Raw genomic sequence first — 17,321 nt, 5'->3', positions numbered from 1 at the left:
CCCCCGGCCGCGCGCCCGATGTTCCGTACGCGCCGCCCCTGGCACGCGCCCGGACGGGTGAAGCCCCGACGATGCGGTGGCCGCGCAGGTGCGGGGTCCGGCGGCTTCGGTCATCGTGGAAATGTGGACTTTCACCGTGATTCAGATCGAGCAATCGACGTCGACACCCGCCTGCTCGGAACCGGAGCGTTGCTGGCGGTCGGCGGCGCGGCACTGGCGTCCGTAGGGGTGGCGATGTGCGCCGTCGCGGTGGCCGCCGCGGCACGCCACTGGGTGCGCCACCGCGAACGCAACTCCCGGGTGGCCGTCACGGCCCACCGGGCCGCGGACGCGGCACGGGCCGGGCGGGAGGCCTGGCGGGCGAACCCGGACGCCCGAACCGCGTCGGTCTAGCGGCCGCCGAAGCCGTGTGACCGAGGCTCGGCGACGCGCGTCGCCCTGATGCCCCCGACGCCCGGCCCGTCCAACACCGAGGGGCGGAACCGCACTCCGCCATGCGTCCGTGCGGACGCCCCGCCGCCCCACGCGGGGGTTGCGCCGGATCGCTACCCTTGACCCCTGCCGGTCCGGGGGGCGACCTGCGGGAACGGTGTCGGAGGGACCGGTATCGGGGAAGCGGGGAGGACACACGCGTTGTTCGGCATCATCAGACCGTGCCGTCATCGGCTTTCGGAGGGCCTGCGGGATGCCTGGATGGCGCATCTGTGCGGCCTGTGCCTCGCCCTGCGTGACGACCACGGCCAGGCGGCGCGCGTCGCCACCAACTACGACGGCCTGATCATCTCCGTCCTCGTCGAGGCGCAGGCCGGGCAGACCGCAAAGGCCGGGCGCCGCAAGGCCGGACCGTGCCCGCTGCGCGGCATGCGCACCGCGGAGGTGGCGCGCGGCGAGGGCGCGCGGCTGGCCGCGGCGGTGTCGCTGGTGCTGGCGTCCGCGAAGATGCGCGACCATGTCGAGGACGGCGACGGCGTGTTCGCCCGCAAGCCGGTCGCCGGCGGCGCGCGGCGCATCGCCGGACGCTGGGCCCGGCAGGGCGGCGACACCGGCCACGACCTCGGGTTCGACACCGCTCTCCTCACCGAAGCCGTCGGCCGCCAGGGGGAGATCGAGGCGCTCGCCGGCCCCGGCACGTCCGTGCTGACCGTCACCGAGCCGACCGAGACCGCGACCGGCGCCGCCTTCGCGCACACCGCCGTGCTCGCCGGACGGCCCGACAACGCCGAGTCCCTCGCTGAGGCGGGCCGGCTGTTCGGGCGGCTCGCGCACCTGCTGGACGCCGTCGAGGACGTCTGGGCGGACCGCGAATCCGGCTCCTGGAACCCGCTGCTGGCCACCGAGACCGGGCCCGACGAGGCGTACCGGCTGTGCCGCGACGCCGCACACGGCATCAAACTCGCCCTGCGTGACGTCGAGTTCGAGGACAAGCGGCTCGTGCACACGCTGCTGGTCCACGAGGTCGAGCGCGCCGTCGACCGGACGTTCGAGCACGCGGGCTACCCGGTGCCGAAGCGCGGCAACTCGTGCTCGGTGAAGGGGCACGAGCACAAGAAGGCCGAAGGACGCGCGGGCAGCGGCAGCGGGCAGGGGACGATCGGCATGCAGCGCGACGGAGACGTCGCGTTCGGCATCGCCGACGGCACCGACACCGCCGCCTCGTGGCCGCAGCAGAGCCCGCCCGGCTGGCAGCCCCCGCCGACGGGCCCCGGCCCCGGCCACGGCAACCCGTTCGGCCCGAACCCCGGCGGCCCCGGATCCGACCCCAACCAGGGCGGCCCGTGGGGCACTCCGCCCGGTGGTCAGCCTCCGCGCGGACGCCGCCACAACCCGCTCATCGGGTGCCTGATCTGGGTCGGGCTGTGCTGCACCTGCCAGGCGTGCTGCCGCGAGGAGTACACGAACCCGTGCACCGGCCGCCAGCACAAGGGCGCGTGCCGGGACTGCGACTGTGACTGCGACTGCTGCTCGGCCTGCGACTGCTGCGATTGCTGCGGGGACTGCGACTGTTGCGACTGCGGCTGCGACTGCGGTTGTTGACGGGCTGAAGGCCGTGGGCCGGGGCGGGGTGCGTCGCTAGGGCGCGTGCGCGGGGTGGGCCGACACGAGCCCGCTCGGCCCGGCCCTCCCTCACGTACTCGGCTTCGACTCGTTGAACTTCTGGTCGATCAGCGCGTTGGCCTGGGCCGCCGCCGTGGCCGGGTCCATCCCCTGGAGCACGTTCGTCGCGAACGTGCGCAGGGGCTGGACCGTCCAGCCCGACGCGGTCGGGTACGCGCGGGTCGCCAGGTCGGCGACCTCCATCCCCGCCTTCACCATGGGGTTCTTCGCCGAGCGGTCCGAGGGCAGGCCCTTGCGCGCCGGGAGCAGGCCCGCGGCCTTCCCCCACGACGCCTGGAACCGGTCGGCGAGCGCCAACGCCAGCAACTGCGCCGCACCCGCGACGCTCTGGCTCTTCGCCGAGACGCACAGCAGCGTCCCGGTCGAGCCGACCGGCGCGGGAATGCCCGCCTGCGGCCCCGGCAGCGGGAACGCGCCGAGCTTGGCGGCCATGGTGGGGTCGTCCGACACCACCGTGTCGTAGAGCCAGTCGGACGCGACCGCCATGCCCGTCGCCTGCTTGGCGAGGATCTGGTTCGGCGGGTTGTTCACCATGTAGTCGGTGTCGGTCTTCAGCGCGGTCGAATAGCCCTGCAGCTTCTGGAAGAACCGGATCCCCGTCAGGGCCTCGGGGGTGTCCAGCTGGCCCTTCCACCTGCCGCCGACCCGCTCGGCGATCTGGCCGCCCGCCGCCCACACGCACGACGAGATGACCTGCCACGCCTGACCCGGCAACAGGATCGCCTGGAATCCCGGCGTTCCGGTGTTCTTCGCGCGCACCTTCTCCAGGCCGGCGAGCCAGTCGTCCTGCGTCTTCGGCACGGTGAACCCGGCCGGGTCGCACAGGTCCTTGCGGTAGACGACGACCGGGATCGAGTTCCCGATCGGCACGGCCACCAACTTGCCGTTGTACGTGCATGCGTCGCGCAGCCCGGGGATCCACGAGTCGACGTGGAACAGCTCCTGGTACGGCGTCAGGTCCGCGAGCTGCCCGGCCTCGGCGAACTGCGCCAGCTGCGAGGCCTGGACGTCGAACAGGTCCAGGGCGGCCCCTGCGGCCAGCATATTCGTGCGCTTGGCCTCGAGTTGGTCGAACGGGGACAGCGTGTACGTGAGCTTGCCCGACGGCGACAGCTTGCCCACGTCCGAGTTGAGCCCGTCCATGGCCGACTTGACGTCCGTGTCCGACGGGTCGCCGAACGACTCGGTCAGCCAGGTGAGCGTGTACGGGCCGGAAGGCTTGGGCGCGGGTGCGACCGGCGGCGGGTTGGTCGTCGGTCCGGGCGGGTTCGGTGAGCTGATCTTCTCGGAGGAGGAGTTCTTGGCCCCGTCACCGCCGTCGGAGCGCCCGAGCAGCCACGCCGCGATCCCGCCGCCGGCCGCGACCGTCGCCGCGGCCGATCCGATGGCGATGAACCGGCGCCGCGACACCCCGGGTCGGGGCTCGGGTACGGGCGGGCCCGGGATACCGGGCGGCGGGAATCCGGGCTGCGGGGCGTGCGGTTGCCCCACGTTCGGCGGCTGCGAGCTGGGCGGTTGCGGGATGCCCGGCTGCGGGCCCGGCGTCGGCGGTTGCCACACCGCCGCGGGAGGCGGGCCCTGCTGCGCGGGAGGCGTGCCCTGCACGGGCGGGCTCGCGGGCATCGGGGGAGGCCCCGCGGGGTGCCGCGGCATCGTCGGCAGGTACGGCGCAGGGGACGGGGGCGGCGTGGGCACGGGCGAGTGCGGCGCGCTGTCGAACACCGACGGCGGGGGCGGGAGCGTGGGCGGCCCCGGGATCGACGGGACCGCGTCGGGCTGGCCCGAACCGGGCGCCGCGTCGGCCGGGCCTGACACCGGCACCGCGTCCGCCGGGCCGGACGACGGCTGCGAGGACGGCACCGACGGTGCCCCCGCGTCCGCCGGCCGAGCAGCCGGCCGAGCAGCCGGCCCCGAAGCCGGCCCCGAAGCCAGCCCCGAGGCCGACACCGAAGCCGCGTCGGCCGCGCGTCCCGGCTCCCCGTAGCCCCACTCCGCCGTCGCCGCGGCCACCGCCGCCGCGACGGGCTCCGGGAGCCAGCCGCGCGGGCCGCGTACCGCCGTCGCGTCGCCCGGGGCCAGGGCCTCCGCCAGCACCTGTCCGGCCCTGGGCCGGGCCGCCGGGTCCTTCGCGAGGCAGCGGGACAGCAGGTCCCGCAGGCCTTCCGGTACGCCGTCCAGCGACGGCGGGTTGTGCACCACGCGGAACAGCAGCCCCGGCACCGAGCCGCCGCCGAACGGGCCCGCGCCCGTCGCGGCGAAGACCACCACCGACGCCAGCGAGAACACGTCGGACGGCGGCCCCACCTCGTGGTCGTTGGCCTGCTCCGGCGACAGGAACCCGGGCGATCCCACCACGAGTCCCGTCGCGGTCACGCTCGTCTCGTCGGCCGCGCGGGCGATGCCGAAGTCGATGACGCGCGGCCCGTCCAGTGCGAGCAGAACGTTGGACGGCTTCAGATCCCGGTGCACGAGCCCCGTCGCGTGGATCGACTGCAGCCCCTCGGCCAGCCCGGCCGTGAGCACGCGCAGCGACGGCTCGGGCAGCGGCCCGTGGTCGCGTACGGCGGCCTGCAGGCTCGGCCCCGGCAGATACGCCGTGGCCAGCCACGGCAGCGGCCCGTCGGTGTCCGCGTCCACCACCGGCGCGGTGTAGAACCCGCCGACCCGGCGCGCCGCGGCGACCTCGCGCGCGAACCGGACCCGGAACTCCTCGTCGCCGGCCAGGTCAGGGCGCACGACCTTGATCGCGACCATCCGGCCGCTCGGTGACCGCCCCTGGTACACCAGGCCCATTCCGCCCGCGCCGAGCCGGCCGGTCAGCCGGTAGGACCCGATCCGCTCCGGATCCGACGCCTCCAACGGCTGCATGACCCTCCCCGTACCGTCGACTGGGTCCGCAGTCTGCCAGAGCCGAACGGCGCGCGGCGTGGGGGAGGACCCCCGCGTCGCCGCGCGCCGTCACACGCTCGTAGCGGTGCGCCGCTACGCCTCCGCGGCCACCAGCCGGACCACCACGGACTTCGACGTCGGCGTGTTGCTGACCTCGGCCGTGCTGTCGAGCGGGACCAGCACGTTGGTCTCCGGGAAGTACGCCGCGCAGCAGCCCTCCGCCGTCGGGTACGCCACGACCCGGAACCCGGGCGCGCGCCGCTCCCCGTCCGCCCACTCGCTGACGAGGTCGACCATCTGGCCGTCCGCGAAGCCGAGCTGCGCGAGGTCGGCCGGGTTCACGAACACCACGCGGCGGCCGGCCTTGATGCCGCGGTAGCGGTCGTCGAGCCCGTAGATCGTGGTGTTGTACTGGTCGTGGGAGCGTACCGTCTGCAGGATCAGCCGCCCGGCCGGGACCCGCAGCACCTCTAGCGCGTTCACGGTGAAGTTGGCCTTGCCGGTCGCCGTCGGGAACCGGCGCTCGTCGCGCGGCCCGTGCGGCAGTACGAACCCGCCCGGCACCCGCACCCGCCGGTTGAAGTCGGTGAAGCCCGGCACGACCCGCTCGATGCGGTCCCGGATCACGTCGTAGTCGTCCCGGAACGCCGCCCACGGCACCGCGACGCGGTCGCCGAGCACCTTCTCCGCGATCCCGCACACGATCGCCACCTCGGAGCGCAGCTCGCGGGACGCCGGCTCGAGCCGTCCCGTCGACGCGTGCACCGCGCTCATCGAGTCCTCGACCGTCACGAACTGCGGCCCCGACGCCTGTACGTCGGCCTCGGTGCGGCCCAGCGTCGGCAGGATCAGCGCCCGGCGCCCGGTCACCGCGTGCGACCGGTTCAGCTTCGTCGAGACCTGCACGGTCAGCGCCGTGTTCCGCAGCGCCGCCTCGGTGGCCGCCGTGTCGGGCGTCGCGCCCACGAAGTTGCCGCCGACCGCGAGGAACACCTTGACCTTGCCGTCGCGCATGGCCCGGATCGCGTCGACCACGTCGTGCCCGTGCTCGCGCGGCGGCGCGAACCCGAACTCCGCCTCCAGCGCGTCCAGGAACGCCGCCGACGGCTTCTCGTAGATGCCCATCGTGCGGTCGCCCTGCACGTTGCTGTGCCCGCGCACCGGGCACACGCCCGCACCCTCGCGGCCGATGTTGCCGCGCAGCAGCAGGAAGTTCACGACCTCGCGGATCGTCGGCACCGAGTTGCGGTGCTGCGTCAGGCCCATCGCCCAGCACACCACCACGCGCTCGGACCGCAGCACGCGTTCGTGGATCCGCTCGATCTGGGTGCGCGGCAGGCCGGTGGCCTCCAGCACGTCCGCCCAGTCGGTCTTGCGGACGTCGTCCGCGAACTCCTCGAAACCGTGCGAGTGTTCGTCGATGAACGCGCGGTCCAGCACGGTGCCCGGCGCGGCGTCCTCGGCCTCGAGGAGCATGCGGTTCAGGGCCCGGAACAGCGCGAGGTCGCCGTTCAGCCGGATCTGCGCGAACTCGTCCGTGAGCGAAGTGCCGCCGCCCACCAGGCCGTTCGGCTTCTGCGGGTTCTTGAAGCGGAGCAGGCCGGCCTCAGGCAGCGGGTTCACCGCGACGATGTGCGCGCCCGCGCGCTTCGCCTTCTCCAGGGCGCTCAGCATCCGGGGGTGGTTCGTGCCCGGGTTCTGCCCGACGACCAGGATCAGGTCGGCCTTGTGCAGGTCCTCCAGCGACACGCTGCCCTTGCCGACGCCGATCGTCTCCGACAGCGCCGAACCCGACGACTCGTGGCACATGTTCGAGCAGTCCGGCAGGTTGTTCGTCCCGAACGCCCGCACGAACAACTGGTACGCGAACGCGGCCTCGTTGCTCGTCCGGCCCGACGTGTAGAACGCCGCCTCGTCCGGCGAGCCGAGCTTCGCCAGCTCCTCAGCGACGATCCCGAACGCCTCGTCCCACCCGACCGGCGCGTAGTGCGACGCGCCCTCCGCCAGGTACATGGGATGCGTCAGCCGGCCCTGCTGCCCGAGCCAGAAGTCCGTCCGCCCCGCGAGGTCCTCCACGGAGTGCGCGGCGAAGAACTCCGGCGTCACGCGCCGCAGCGTCGCCTCCTCGGCGACCGCCTTGGCCCCGTTCTCGCAGTACTCGCCGATCGGGCTCCGGTGGTCGCCCTCGGGCCACGCGCAGCCGGGGCAGTCGAAGCCGTCCTTCTGGTTCACCTTCAGCAGCGTGAGGGCGGTCCGGCGGACCCCCATCTCACGGCCCGCGTGCTTCAGCGTCGACATGATGGCCGGGACCCCTGCGGCGTACCGTTTCGGCGCCGACACCCGCATACCGCTGTCGTCGACATCTCCGACCGGTGCCTTGCCGACCATCTCTCCGCCGCCTCTCGGTGCCCAGGTACACGGGGCCCCCGCGGGCCGCCGCACCCCCCACCGTATTCCCTAGCGCGCCTCCAGCAGACGGTCGCCCTGGGACACCGCGTCCAGGCTCTCGGTCAGCAGTCGGCCGGGCTCCACGCCCAGCTCCCCGGTGAGCCGCAGCCGTGTCGCGCTGACCATCGCCGACGAGCCGCTGATGTACACGTCGTGGTCGCGCCAGTCGCCGTAGCGCGCCAGAACGTCCGGCAGCGTGCCCCGGGCACCCGAGAACGACAGGTCCTCCGACACCGCCGGGACGACGTGCAGCCACGAGTACATCTCCGCCATCTGACTCAGCGCCCGCAGGTCGTACAGCTCCGAGGTACGCCGCGCCCCGATGAACACATGCGCATCATGCGCGAGCTGACGTTGCGCCATGTGCTCCACCAGCGCCTTGATCGGTGCCAGCCCCGTGCCGCCCGCGACGCACAGCGCCCGGCGCAGCGACTCCCCGCGCATGACGAGCGCCCCGCGCGCCGGGCCGAGCCGCAGATGGTCCCCGACCCGGGCCCGGTGCACCAACGCCTGGCTGACCCACCCCGCCGGGACCGCGCGCACGTGCAGCTCGAGGAGGTTGTCGGGGCGCGGCGCGTTGGCGATCGAGTAGTGCCGCCACACCCGCGGCCACCACGGCGTCTCGACGGTCACGTGCTGACCGGGCCGGTACGGCAGCGGCCGGTCCGGCGCGACGGTCAGGATCGCGATGTCCGGGCCGCGCCGCTCGTGGACGATGATCCGCGCGTCCCACCACGGCGGCGACACCATCGCGTCCTCCTCCGCCGCCTCGATCATGACCCGGGACGCCCAGGAGTAGAGGCCCAGCCACGCCTCCTGCGTCGCCTCGTTCCAGCGGTCGCGCGAGAAGCGCGCCAGCGCGCCGATCAGCGCGACACCGACGGCCGCGTAGTGCTCGGCGAGCACGCCGTACTTGCGGTGGTCCCGGCCCAGCTGGCGCAGGAAGCCCCGCTGCGATTCGGGATCGCCCGCGCTTGCCCCCAGCCGCAGCAGGGCGGCCAGCAGTCGGTCACGCTGCGCGTCCATCATCGGCGGGAACATCGACCGCAGATCCGGGCGCTCGATGAACAGCAGCGCGTAGAAGTGCGACAACACGGCGTCCGCGCGCGGCGCGACGACCGCCAGGCTCTCCTGGATCAGCCGCGGACCCAGCGGATCCACCGGCGCGGCCGGCCGCGGGGGGAGCGTGTCCTGGGGCGGGGGCGGGGGCGGGGGCGGGGGCAGGGACGGGTCGGGGTCCGCGGTTGTGTACGAGCCGGTGGGCGGGGGTGTGTACGAGGAGCCGTATGAGGAGCCGTACGAGGCGCCGGTGGCCCCGTCAGGGCCGGCCGGGAGGTCCGGATCCGAGCCCGGCACAGGCTGGAAGCCCGGACCGGTGAAGCTGCCGTCGGACACCTCCCAGCGCGGAGCACCGAACCCGTCGGGGGTCGGGGACGCGGCGGCTGCGCACACGGGGGCGACGTCGAGGGCTCCGGCCGGGCCCGCGGCTCCGGCGCTGTCGTCCGCGCGGACGGGGTCACCGGCGGGCTCCGGCACGGAGGCGCCCAGCGGCGGAGACAGCAAGGGCAGACGCGGTACGGCGTACCCGGACACCGCGCCACCGTGCGCCGGCACCGGGGCCAACCCCCGTGGCCCAGAAGGATCCTGTGGAGCCAAAGCACTCATATGGTGCACTCGAACAGCGTGAGCATGGCGTACCGCACCCTCGTGGACTCGGAGCGTGACCGGCCCAAAGCGCACGGGTGCCGGTCGAGGACGAAGCGACGAAGCACCTCGACCGTAGGGTGGCGATACGGGCGGTAACCCCCGTTTCCCAGGGATAGGAGACGACCCGGCCCCGGGCGGCGTAACGTGGGTCGGTTGCCGGTGTCGGGCTCGGCTGGGGTGCGGCGGCGGCGAGTTCCGGCCACGGGGTCGGCGTACGGGCCGACGGAGAAGCGGCCCGCACGCCCGCGCCGCCCGCTAGGCCGACGCCTTCCCGAACTCCGCCGCCACGACCTGGTTCGCCGCGGCCGCGGCGACCAGCGCGTCCCCGCCGGTCAGCACCGCGTGCCCGAAGTCCACCACCGGCCGCTCCGACCAGCCCGGCGCGACCGGGTACGCGTGGCCGTTCTGCGCCGCCGCCACCGCACCCGCCCGGAGCATCGGGTTCTGCCCTGGCACCGCCGACTCGGGGACCGTCCGAGGCGAGTTCACGCGCCCCAGCGCCGCCACCTTCGCCCGCCAGGGATCCGACGCCAGCGCCGCGAGCACCTCCGCCGCGCCGTGCAGGTCATGGCAGTTCGACGACACCACGAGCGCCGTCCCGCGCACCCCCACCGCGCCCGGCTTGTCCGGCAGCGGCCCCGGCATCGGGAACGCGCCCAGCGTGCCCTCCAGCGACGGAACGGACGACATCGCCGCCGTGTGCAGCGCGGCACTGCCGATCATCGACCCCGTCGCCCCGCTCCGGAACCAGTCGCCCGGCAGGAAATCGCCCTCCGTCAGATCCCGAGCCTCGGGAGCGTAGCTCTGCAACTCCCGGAAGAACCGCACCCCTTCGATCGAGCCGGGCAGATCGAACGCGCCCCGCCAGGTGTCCCCTTCACGCAGTGCGAGCGCACCGCCCGCCTCCCACATGAACGACGACAGAACCGGCCACGCCTTGCCCGGCAGGTACAGGCTGCGGAACGCCGGGTTCGCGGCGTTCGCGACCCGCAGCCGCTCCAGGCCGTCCACCCACTCCTCGCGGGTACGCGGCACCGCGACACCCGCCGCCGCGTACAGGCCGACGTGGTACAGCACCACCGGGACCGACGCCGTCATCGGCAGCGCCACGAGCTTGTCCCCGACCCGCGCCGCCGAACGCAGTGCGGGCAGCCACGCGTCCGTGTCGAACCGGCCCTGGAACGCGGTCATGTCGGCGATCCGCCCCGCCGCGAAATGCCCGGCCAGGGACAGCAGGTCGACCTCGAACACGTCCGGCGGCTGCGGACCGCGTAGTCGGCCGAGCAGGCCCTCGGCGTAGCCGGCCGCCGGGAGCGACTCCACGTCGAGCCGGACGCGCCCGCCGCTCTGCTGCAAATCGCTTTGCAGGGCGGCCAGTTGGTCGTTCGGCAGCGACGAGTCCATCAGCGACAGGCGCAGCGGAGCCACCGGAGGCGCGGGCGGGAAGTACGTCGGCGGCGCCCCCGCGGGATCGGCGCGCACGGACGTACCGCCGTCGCCACCGCCCCACAGGATCGCCCCCGTCGAAGCACCCGCGATCACCGCGGCCCCGCCGGCCGCCCAGGTCAGGAACCGGCGCCGGTTCACGACCGGGGGAGTGCCCGAGGGTTCCTCCGGTTGCTCCGGCTTCGCCGCGTGCCGGGGTTCCGACGGGGGCGGCGTGGACGCACGACGTCCGCCCGGTGGGGGAGCCGAAGCGCCGCCTCCTGCCCGGCCCGGACGCCGATGGCCCGACGGGCCCTCGGCGGGACCGGCGGCCGCGCGGGGCGGCAACGGCTCGTCGTCATCGACGAGTTCGGCCTCGATGATCTCGTCGTCGAGCGGGTCGTCGTGCCACGACCCGTTGGCGCCGCCGATGCCGCCCGTGCCGCCCACGCCGCCGGAGCCGTCGCCCGGGAACGCCTCCGCCGCGCCCCCGAACGAAGCAGTGGAGCTGTGGTCTGTACGTCGTCGCCGACCCTTGCCCCAACCACGCGAGCCCGCGGCACCGGGATCCGAACCGCCGCCGAGCGACGTGGGGGAATCCGGCGGGCTCGCCGGGCGTCCGACGTTCTGTTCGCCCGACGAGGCGCCGGCCCGACGCCTGCCGGTGGGGGCGTCGTCCTCCGGCGAAGTCGCGGGGTGGGGAATCGAGTTCGCTGTGCCGTCCGGTGTGGCGCTGTCGGACGAACCGGCCCCCGACCGGGCACGTCGCCGTCCGCCGGACGGGGCGGCCGAGGAGGCCGCATCCGACGGCCCGGCAGACGACGGCGGTACGACGGACTCAGACGCGCCGCCGACCGCCGCCTCGGCGGCCGGGCCCGCCGTGGGCGACGAGGCGGGGGAACCAGGGGACGGCGGCGTCACGACGGGCTGAGTGGTCCCGCCGGGCTGGACCGTGGTGTCGGCGTTCCGGCCGGTGTCGGGGGCCGAAGGCGTGCCTGGCTGACCGGAGTGCCGACCAGCACGCCTACGCCCCGGACCGCCCGCGTCGTCGACGGGACCTGCCTGCGAGGCTCTCGACGAGGACGAGGCGCTGGACGACACGGAGGCAGAACCCGCAGACGGCGTGGACGCAGGCGGCGCACTTGCGGCGGTTTGCGCTCGACCACGGCTGTCGCCCGGCGGTGTGACCGAACGGGGAGGTAGCACCTCGCCGGACGAAGTCGCGCCAGGCGGAGCGTCGCCCGAGCGTCGACCTCGGGATGCCGCCGAAGAGGGCGTGTCGGTAGACGGTGCGTGTGGCACCGCGTCGCGCGGGCCGCCGGACCGCGTGGCATCTGGGGCTGAACTCGACGGAGCGCCAGGAGTCGACGTGTGAGCCGCGGGCGGCGTGGTCGCGGATCTGGTAAGGGGTCCTGAGTGCTGTGCGGAGGATGTCGCGCTCGCTGCGGTGTCCGCGGCCGGGTTCGCGGGTCCCGAGGCAGGCGCGGTGTCGGTGCTCGAACTCGTTGGAGCGCCGAATCGCGACACAGGGGCCGCAGGCGGCGTGGTCGCGGTGCGCGAGTCCGGGGGCTCCTGGCCCGGAGCGTGCGGCGCTGCGGCGTGATCGGGCGCATGCGTGCGCGACGCGGGTGCGGATCCGGTGGGCAGGCCTCCGCGCGGTGCCGGCGGCGACGCGCTGTCCGCCGCGTTCGCGCCCGGGTTCGCGGGGCCCGATGCCGACGCGGGGGCTGTGCCGGAACTCGGGTGAGCGCCAGAGCCCGACGCGGAAGCCGGCCGTGAGGTCGATCGACCCGCCTGTCCGGCGGACGGGGTTCCGGTTGACGCGGCGTCTGCGGCGGCGTCGGAAGGGGCGGGCAGCGGTGCGGTGTTCTCGGCCGGACTCGTCGGTCTGCCGGCCGGGGGTGCGCCCGAACGCCCCGCCGTGCCGGGCCGGGGCGGCGTCGCCGGGGTGCGGGTCGGCGCGTTGGGCGGCTGTGCGTCGGGACGCGGCGGCGTTGCCGCAGGAGTTCCCGCAGGCGCGGCGGAACTCGGCTGGGGGATGGGCGTGCTCGCCGGTCCGGTAGGTGAGGAGACGCCTGCGGCTCCGCCCGCGCCGGTCGGTCGGCCGGCGGGAGCCGCGTCTGTGACGACCGGTGGCGGGCCGGGCGGGGGCGGCGGCGGGGCGGTCGGGCGTGCCGCCGGGGTAGCTGGACTCACTGCGGGGTTCGGGGGCGCGGCTGGTCCCGTCGCTCCCTGTGGGCCGACCGGAGGCGGCGGGGTCGGGGGCATCGGCGGGGCCGGTGGACGGTTCGTGTTCGCCGCCGCTTGCGCGTGTGCTCCCGCGCCGGCGGCCGGCGGTGGCGGCGTCGTCGGGCGGTTCGGCGTCGAGGGGTTGCCCGCTGCCGCTCCGCCGGGGACCGGGGGCGGCGTCGGCGGGGCCGGTGGTACGACAGGTCGTCCGTCGACCGGTGGTGCCGGGCTGGGTACCGACGCGCTGTTCGTCCGGGCGCGGGTGCCTGGGCTCGGGGGCGGTCCTGGTGGAGGCGGCGGTGTGGCGGGGCGTCCGGCCGTCGGGGGTGTGCTCGTCGGCATGCCTGCACGCGCGCCCGGGCCCGTTCCCGCGTCCGGCATGTCGGCGAACCCTGCGGCCGTTCCGGCACCTTGGCTCGTCGGACCGACACCGGGGCCCTGCCGGGCCTCGGCCGCGCCCGAGGTCGGTGGGGCCGCGAACGGGGTGGCGTTGCCGGTCGGGACGCCCTCGTCGTCGGTCTGCATCGAGACGTACGACCACAACGTCGCCGCCCGCTGGGCGACTTCGGCCGCGAGAGGCCTGGGCAGCCAGCCGGGTCCGTCGAGGCCGCCGGTCGTAGCGGCGTGGACGCGGTCGGCGGTCGGGCGTCGGTCGGGGTCCTTGTCGAGGCAGGCGGCCGCCAACTCGCGCAGCCACGACGGCAGGCCGTCGAGGTCGGGGGTGCCCCGCACGACGCGTTCGCGGACGCCCGGGGTGTCGTCGTTGCCGAACGGGCCGCGCCCGGTCGCCGCGTGCACCAGGACGCAGCCGAGCGAGAACACGTCGGCCGCGGGCCCGGCGACGCCGCCGTCCAGTTGTTCGGGGGCGCGGAACGCCGGTGCCGGCAGCACCGATCCGATGATGAGCCCGGTCTCGGTGACGGCGGGCCCGTCGGGGGAGCGGGCGACGCCGAGGTCGACCACGCGCGGTCCGTCGGGCGCCAGCGCGACCTGGTTCGGGGCGAGGCGTCCGTGGGTGAGCCCGACGGTGTGCATGGCGTCGAGCGCGTCGGCCAGTCCCGCGGCCAGGACCTGGACGGTCTGCGGCGGGAGCGGACCGTACGCCTCGACGGCCTCGCCCAGCGGGGGGCCCGGCATGTACGCGGTGGCGATCCACGCCACCGGACCGTCGGTGTCGGCGTCGACGACGGGGACGGCGTATGGGCAGGCCAGCTTGCGCGCCGCGGTGACCTCCTGCGCGAAGCGCGCGCGGAAGTTCGGGTCGGCGGCGGGCAGCGGCCGCACGGCCTTGAGTACGATCGGCCGGCCGGCGGGCGTCGCACCGAGGAAGACCTGGCTGACCGAGCCCTCGCCGAGCACCGCGACGAGGCGGTGGCCGCCGATCTGGCGTGGATCGTCCTTGTGCAGGGGCCGCATCGCACTCCCTCGTTCGGCCCGGACCGCGCGGACGGGCGCCGCGGCCACCGCCGCGCCGGACCTGCGATCGAGGCCACCTCGTGGGTACGCGCCCCACGCGTGCGTGCCACGCACAGGCCGTCAGGCGACTGTCCCACCGGACGGGGACGCAGTCTGCCAGAAGTTAAGACCGGCTTATGCGCCATCGTCGGGCACCGTCAGTTCATCGCGTGTTGACGATCCGTTATACCGGCGGGTAGCTCCGCACTCCGGAACACGGGCGCCGCAAGGCAGTTGGGCCAACCACCGTGTGGGCGCCGGGTTGGCGTCGGGTAACCGGGGCAATTGGCATATGCCACCCGGTCGGAGCTGTCGCGCATCACGCCGGATCGGGTGAAAGCACCACCGGCCGGGCCGCCGTGACGCATCGGGCGCATCGCCCGGCCCGGGCCCGAACGCCCGGACGCGGGCGGGGTGTCCGAGGTGTGCGTGAGATCACGCGGTGTGGCGGGAACCCGTGGTCCTCCACGGCGGCGAACCCGGCCGGGCCGCACCGCAACGGGCGCGGACGGAAACCACCCGTCCGCGCCCGTGTCGTGAGGCCCCGCCGCAGTGCGGAGCGCCCGCCTCACCGGGCCCGAGGCAGGCCCAGCCGGTGTTCCGCGATGTTGTTGCGCTGGATCTCGCTCGTCCCGCCGTAAATCGCGGTGACCGGCGCGTCGCGCGCCGCCAGGTCGACGAACCCCCAGTCCCCACCGTCCCCGCGCACCGGCGACAGCAGTCCGGCCGTGCCCGCCATCTCCTGGCACGCCTCGGCCGCGCGGTTGTAGGCCTCGCTCGCGAACAGCTTCGCGACCGATCCCTCGGTGGTCGGCAGCCGCCCCTGGCTGGCGAGCAGCGCGGGGCGCAGCGCGAGCAGTCCGGTGATCTCGTTGTCGACGGCGATGCGGGCGAGGCGGCGGCGCACGCCGGGATCGTCGATCAGCCGGGTGCCGTCGGAGCGTTCGGCGGTGCGCGCCCACTCCGCGAAGCGGCGCAGCAGCGTCACGCCCTGGTTCATGTTGCCGAACACGCCGCGTTCGTACGCCAGGGCGACCTTCATGACGTCCCAGCCGCCGTTGACCTCGCCGAGCCGCCACCGGTCGGGCAGGTGCACGTCGGTGAAGTAGGTGATGTTGGTGCGGTCGCCGCCCATCGTCTCGATGGCCTGGAAGTCGATGCCCGGCAGGTCCATCGGCACCAGGAACATCGTCAGGCCGCGGTGCTTGGGGAGGTCGGGGTCGGTGCGGGTGAGGAGGATGACGTACCCGGCCTCGTGCACGAGGGTGGTGAACATCTTCTGCCCGTTGACGAGCCACACCGCCTCGTCGCCCGGGTGCCCGGGGACGCGTTCGGCGCGGGTGGCCGCGGCGGCGACGTCGGACCCGGAGCCCGGCTCGGAGTAGCCGAGTGCCGCGATCGCCTCGCCGCTGTGGAACTTCGGCAGTACCTCGCGGATGTGGAAGTCGCTGCCGATCTGCTCGATGATCCCGGCCACCAGCATCGCGTTGGCGAGTCCGTAGAAGGGGGCGCCGGCGAGGCCGAGCTCGTCGAACAGTACGTACAGTTCGAGCGGGTCGCGCCCGGTGGCGCGGCCCGGGCCGGCCATGCCCTCGGCGATGACGCCGGTGGCGGCGAGCGTGCGGTGGAAGTCCCAGTCGTGGAACGTGCCGGTGCGGTGCGCGCGTTCGACCATCTCGGCGGTGAGGTGGTCGGCGATGAAGCGGCGGATCGAGGCGCGGAACTCCTCGACGGACGGCTTGGGTGCGAAGTCCATCAGCCCGCCACCTCCGTGCCCGCCGCGCCGACGGGACCGAACAGCCGGTCGGCGAGCCGCAGGTACTCGTCCTCGGGATCGCCCAGCACCAGCGGCCAGCCGCGGGCCCGGCGGAAGAACAGCTGGATGTCGTACTCCAAGGTCACGCCGTAGCCCCCGTGGTAGTGCAGTGCCGCGTACGTCGCGTCGCGCGCGACCTCGGCGGAGGCCAGGAAGGCCATGGAGGCCAGCCGCTCGGACTCGGCCTGGTCGCCCTCGTCCTGCGTCCACGCGGCGCGCGCGGTGAGGAAGGTGACGCCGTCGATCGGGCCGACCAGGTCCGCGAGGCCCTGTTGTACGGCCTGGAACGCGGCGATCGGCCGGTCGAACTGGCGGCGTTCGAGGGTGTACTCGACGCCGATCTCCAGTGCGCGGGCAGCGAGTCCGCCGAGTGCGGCGGCGGTCAGCAGCTGCCAGTCGGCGACCATGCGCGCGAACAGGGCGGCGGCTTCGGCGCCGTCGGCGAGTACGACGCGCTCGCCGGTGCGCAGGTCGCGGTCGGCGAGCGGGGCACTGGCGTGGTTGGGCGGGGCTTCCATGGGGGCGTCGGAGCGCACCGCGACGAGTTGGTCGTCGTCCAGGGCGACCACGACGTCGGCGACGGCGCCGCCGGGCACGAGGCGGGCGACGCCGTCCCGGGCCGGGCGGGGCGCGGCGGCCGCGACGGTGTCGCCGTCCACGAGGGACGCGAACCACGGCGCGGCGAGTCCGGAGGGGGTGCGCGCGAGGGTACGGGTGGCGGCGAGGTGCTCGGCCAGCGGCAGCGGGGCCAGCACGCGGCCGGCCTCCTGCATCAGCAGCACCAGGTCGAGCGCGGTCGCGCCGCCGCCGCCGTGTTTGTCGGGGACCGCCATACCCGGGGCGCCGGTCTCGCGGAGGCGGGCCCACAGCGCCGGGGCGTGGCCCAGCGGCTCGGCGTCCCGGACCACGGAGACGGGGCAGCGGTCCGCGAAGAAGCGCGCGAACGCGTCCCGGACGGTCTTCTCGTCCGTCGTCAGTTCCAAGTCCACCGGGGCACCGTACAACCGGGCGTCTTACGTTGACATGGTCAAATGTGTTCGAAGATCTCGATCACGTGACATTACCCGCCGGTAGGTGACCTCGTGGTGAACGGCTGCAAGGATCTCCTACCTGCGAGTGACTCATCCGCGAAGTAACGCTCCTGCGCCCGGCCCGGTCCGCACGGCCACCCCGTGCCCCGGCCGAAGGGCCCGCGCGGTGGGCGAAGGGAGATTCCGGCTGTGCGTACGTTCCGCCG

Annotated in this window: 8 protein-coding genes and 1 pseudogene; 2 read left to right on the top strand and 7 right to left on the bottom strand. The window is 74.6% G+C overall.

All coding sequences use genetic code 11. The annotated features are described in order from the left end of the window. The first annotated feature begins 123 nt into the window (after positions 1–123). Positions 124–393: a hypothetical protein gene (locus QI554_RS07195; RefSeq protein WP_281467110.1), complete on the top strand. Its 270-nt coding sequence runs from the start codon at positions 124–126 to the stop codon at positions 391–393. 240 nt (positions 394–633) lie between these two features. After that, a complete protein-coding gene (locus tag QI554_RS07190; RefSeq protein WP_281467108.1) occupies positions 634–2,034 on the top strand; it encodes a DUF5685 family protein in 1,401 nt (466 codons plus the stop codon). Between the two features lie 90 nt (positions 2,035–2,124). On the opposite strand, the gene QI554_RS07185 is transcribed toward QI554_RS07190, so the two are convergent. The 7 genes and pseudogenes from QI554_RS07185 to QI554_RS07155 all read right to left on the bottom strand — a co-directional run bounded on the left by QI554_RS07185 (position 2,125) and on the right by QI554_RS07155 (position 17,073). Further along, positions 2,125–4,983 (bottom strand): serine/threonine-protein kinase, encoded by a 2,859-nt coding sequence (locus QI554_RS07185; protein ID WP_281467106.1) that lies wholly within the window; start codon positions 4,981–4,983, stop codon positions 2,125–2,127. A 114-nt stretch (positions 4,984–5,097) separates the two neighbouring features. Then, positions 5,098–7,392 carry an FdhF/YdeP family oxidoreductase gene (locus tag QI554_RS07180; RefSeq protein WP_281467104.1) on the bottom strand — a complete coding sequence of 765 codons (2,295 nt, stop codon included), beginning with the start codon at positions 7,390–7,392 and terminating at the stop codon, positions 5,098–5,100. Between the two features lie 69 nt (positions 7,393–7,461). Beyond that, entirely contained in the window at positions 7,462–9,045 is a 1,584-nt protein-coding gene (locus QI554_RS07175; protein ID WP_281467102.1) for an FAD-binding oxidoreductase, read from the bottom strand. A gap of 369 nt (positions 9,046–9,414) precedes the next feature. After that, positions 9,415–11,034 (bottom strand): ABC transporter substrate-binding protein, encoded by a 1,620-nt coding sequence (locus tag QI554_RS07170; RefSeq protein WP_281467100.1) that lies wholly within the window; start codon positions 11,032–11,034, stop codon positions 9,415–9,417. A gap of 2,463 nt (positions 11,035–13,497) precedes the next feature. Beyond that, positions 13,498–14,229, bottom strand: a pseudogene (locus tag QI554_RS43530) (serine/threonine-protein kinase); the annotation flags it as partial. Positions 14,230–14,836: 607 nt separating this feature from the next. Next, entirely contained in the window at positions 14,837–16,024 is a 1,188-nt protein-coding gene (locus tag QI554_RS07160; RefSeq protein WP_281467096.1) for an acyl-CoA dehydrogenase family protein, read from the bottom strand. Beyond that, the gene (locus QI554_RS07155) at positions 16,024–17,073 is read right to left on the bottom strand and encodes an acyl-CoA dehydrogenase family protein (protein WP_281467094.1); all 1,050 of its coding nucleotides are present in this window, start codon (positions 17,071–17,073) and stop codon (positions 16,024–16,026) included. The genes QI554_RS07160 and QI554_RS07155 overlap by 1 nt, the downstream gene beginning before the upstream one ends. Between the last annotated feature and the right edge of the window lie 248 nt (positions 17,074–17,321).

Source organism: Yinghuangia seranimata (genome assembly GCF_029953285.1).
GTDB lineage: Bacteria > Actinomycetota > Actinomycetes > Streptomycetales > Streptomycetaceae > Yinghuangia > Yinghuangia seranimata.
The sequence above is the reverse complement of the archived record's forward strand: the minus strand, read 5'-3'. Positions and strand labels throughout refer to the sequence as shown.